Below are 2,946 nucleotides of genomic sequence, written 5' to 3' on the forward strand. Positions count from 1 at the left end.
GATGTGCGCGATGTCTTCTTCGGTGACTTCGGGCATGACGCGATCTTCAGTTTCGTCCGCAGCTTTCTTGTTCTGGGCGATCGTTTTGATCTCGTTTTTGATTTCGATTTCGCGGTCTTTTAAGGAACCAGCTTTATCAAAATCTTGGGAACGGACGGCTTCGTCTTTTTCCTTGAGCACTTTCCGCAATTCTTTGTCCAATTCTTTCGCTGCTGCGGGGAGTTGGGAATTGAGGAGGCGGACGCGGGAGCCAGCTTCGTCCATCAGATCGATCGCTTTGTCTGGGAGGAAGCGATCGGAGATATAGCGATCGGCTAGTTTAGCCGCCGCCTCTAAGGCTAGGTCGGTAATTTTTAGTTTGTGGTGTTGCTCATAGCGTTCGCGCAATCCGTGGAGGATTTCGATGGTTTCATCAACGCTAGGTTCGCCGACCATGACTGGTTGGAACCGCCGCTCTAGGGCAGCATCCCGTTCGATGTGCTTGCGATACTCATCTAGAGTGGTCGCGCCGATACATTGTAGCTCACCCCGTGCTAGTGCAGGTTTGAGGATATTTGCCGCATCGATCGCACCTTCAGCAGCACCCGCACCGATCAAGGTATGGACTTCATCGATTACCAGGATGACGTTACCCGCTTGGCGGATTTCATCCATGATTTTTTTGAGACGTTCCTCAAATTCACCGCGATATTTGGTACCTGCGACGAGCAAACCAATGTCGAGGGTGACAACGCGTTTGTCTTCGAGGATATCGGGGATATCTTGATTGGCAATCCGCTGGGCTAAACCTTCAGCGATGGCGGTTTTACCGACACCGGGTTCGCCGATTAAGACGGGATTGTTTTTGGTGCGGCGTCCGAGGATTTGGATCACTCGTTCGATTTCTTTAGCACGACCGACGACGGGATCTAACTTACCATCTTGTGCCATTTGAGTTAGGTTGGAACCAAACTCATCTAGTGTCGGTGTTTTGTTGCTACCACTCGATCGAGCACCCGTTCCGGCGGTGGCTGTTTCGGAGGTTTCGCCGAGCATCCGAATCACTTGAGTCCGAACTTTGGTTAAGTCCACACCCAGGTTTTCGAGGACTCTGGCGGCGACGCCTTCGCCTTCACGGATCAAACCGAGTAATAAATGTTCGGTGCCGATGTAGTTGTGTCCCAGTTGGCGGGCTTCCTCTAGAGACAACTCCAGAACGCGCTTGGCTCTGGGGGTGAAGGGGATTTCAACGGCGACAAAACCCGAACCACGTCCGATAATTTTCTCAACTTCGATCCGTGCGTCCTTGAGGTTGATCCCCATCGATTTCAAGACCTTAGCTGCTACGCCAGTACCCTCACCAATCAATCCTAAGAGGATTTGCTCGGTACCGACAAAATTGTGCCCCAGGCGACGTGCTTCTTCCTGGGCCAGCATGATTACTTTAATGGCTTTTTCTGTAAAGCGTTCAAACATGGCTGTTTTCCATCCCCTGCTGCTTATCCTGTGTCATTAAATCTTAACACAGTAATTTTAGCGATTGGTAATAGTTATTTTAGCGATCGGGTTCGGTAATAACTACTATTTTAGGACGGGAGGGGATCGGGCATTACAAAGATACTTCTAAGGATAGGTTGGCTGGTTTTAAGTTGTAATTTTGAGTATTAGAATGTTCGCTACAAACCCCCGTCAGTTCGATACTTAGCCAGTAGTTGCGGTAAGTAATCATAACCGTCTACGCCGATGGCGGGGAGTAAATTCGGTCGATACTGGGTGAGTATTTCCTGAAACTCTTGGGTGCCTAATTGTCCTTCCAAAACTGTCGCTAAACTCGCACTCTGTCGCCATTCCTTGGCACCAATTTGATGGAGTTGATACATTGCCAGACAACTATAAAAAACCGCAGTTTTGGGCTTGTTGAGCGTGTGATGCGCCTCAGCGAGGTAGGTAAGATTCAGTCCTTGGAGATACAAGTCGCCGACGGCTTGAGCGGCTTTTGTACCTAATTGGAGATACTCGATCGCGCGTTCGGCTTGCCCGATTGTCAGATAAGCTAGTCCGAGACTGTGATATCCCAGCGCTAAGCTCTGTTTGTCGTCTAAAGTTTCAGCAAGTTTCAAGCCGCGATCGAGATAACTGATATTTTGTTCGTAGACATCCTCATCCATAATGTCGAGGGAGTGAGCGGACAATACTTCGGAGTAGCCGACATTAGTCAGCGCATTGGCTTCACCCAGTTTATCGCCCGTTTGTCTGGCTAAAATTAAGGCGCGTTGACTGAAACTAATCGCCTGGGGATAATCTTTTTGACCGATCGCGATCCGGCTCAGATGGTTGAGATTGGCAATTTCACAGGGGCGATCTCCGGCTTGGTTGGCGATTGCCAGGGCTTCCCGATGGAGGGCGATGGCTCGCTCATTTTGTCCCAATGCCTGCTGTGAATAACCTAAAATCGTTAACAGTCTTCCTTTTTCCTGAGTTCCCGCTACTTGCTTGAGCGGCAAGTCAAAATAAGACAGCGTATCCCGCAACGTTTCGCCTGAGAAGGCAGCAAAAATCCCCCCATACAACGGAAAATTCGGACGTTGTGCCGCAGTTCTCAGGACTTGCAACGTTACCTGAAAACAAGCCTTGGCGATCGCGTCTCGATGCGTACTATTAATACTAATCGCCCGCCCCATTCCATTTGCCAATTCGCTCCAAATCGCCGCAAACGAAATCAGCGTACTAAAAGCCATCCGTTGCCCCCAGGCGCGATCGTACATCTGACCGTCAAACCAAGTCACCAGGGCAGTTTGAATACTTTGCAGCACAATCGCCAGTTCCGTCCACTCGCCTTCATCCCCACTCGCTCGATCGGCTGTGAGGTCGGAAATAGACTGCTGACGCCCGATCGTCTGAAATAATGCCTGAATTAACGGTTGGGAGATTTGCTTCGCCCACAGCGACCAGGGGCCATTCTCCGTG

At 50.2% G+C, this 2,946-nt stretch carries 2 protein-coding genes; both read right to left on the reverse strand.

The genetic code is table 11. The features are described from left to right. A partial coding sequence (locus tag RMO35_RS05345) for an ATP-dependent Clp protease ATP-binding subunit (RefSeq protein ID WP_309739098.1) occupies positions 1-1,455 on the reverse strand: 1,455 nt, incomplete at its 3' end. A gap of 200 nt (positions 1,456-1,655) precedes the next feature. After that, positions 1,656-2,946, reverse strand: a 1,291-nt coding sequence (locus RMO35_RS05350) for a tetratricopeptide repeat protein (RefSeq protein WP_309739099.1), incomplete at its 5' end; no start/stop codon positions are given.

It is taken from the genome of Chamaesiphon sp. OTE_20_metabat_361 (genome assembly GCF_031364565.1).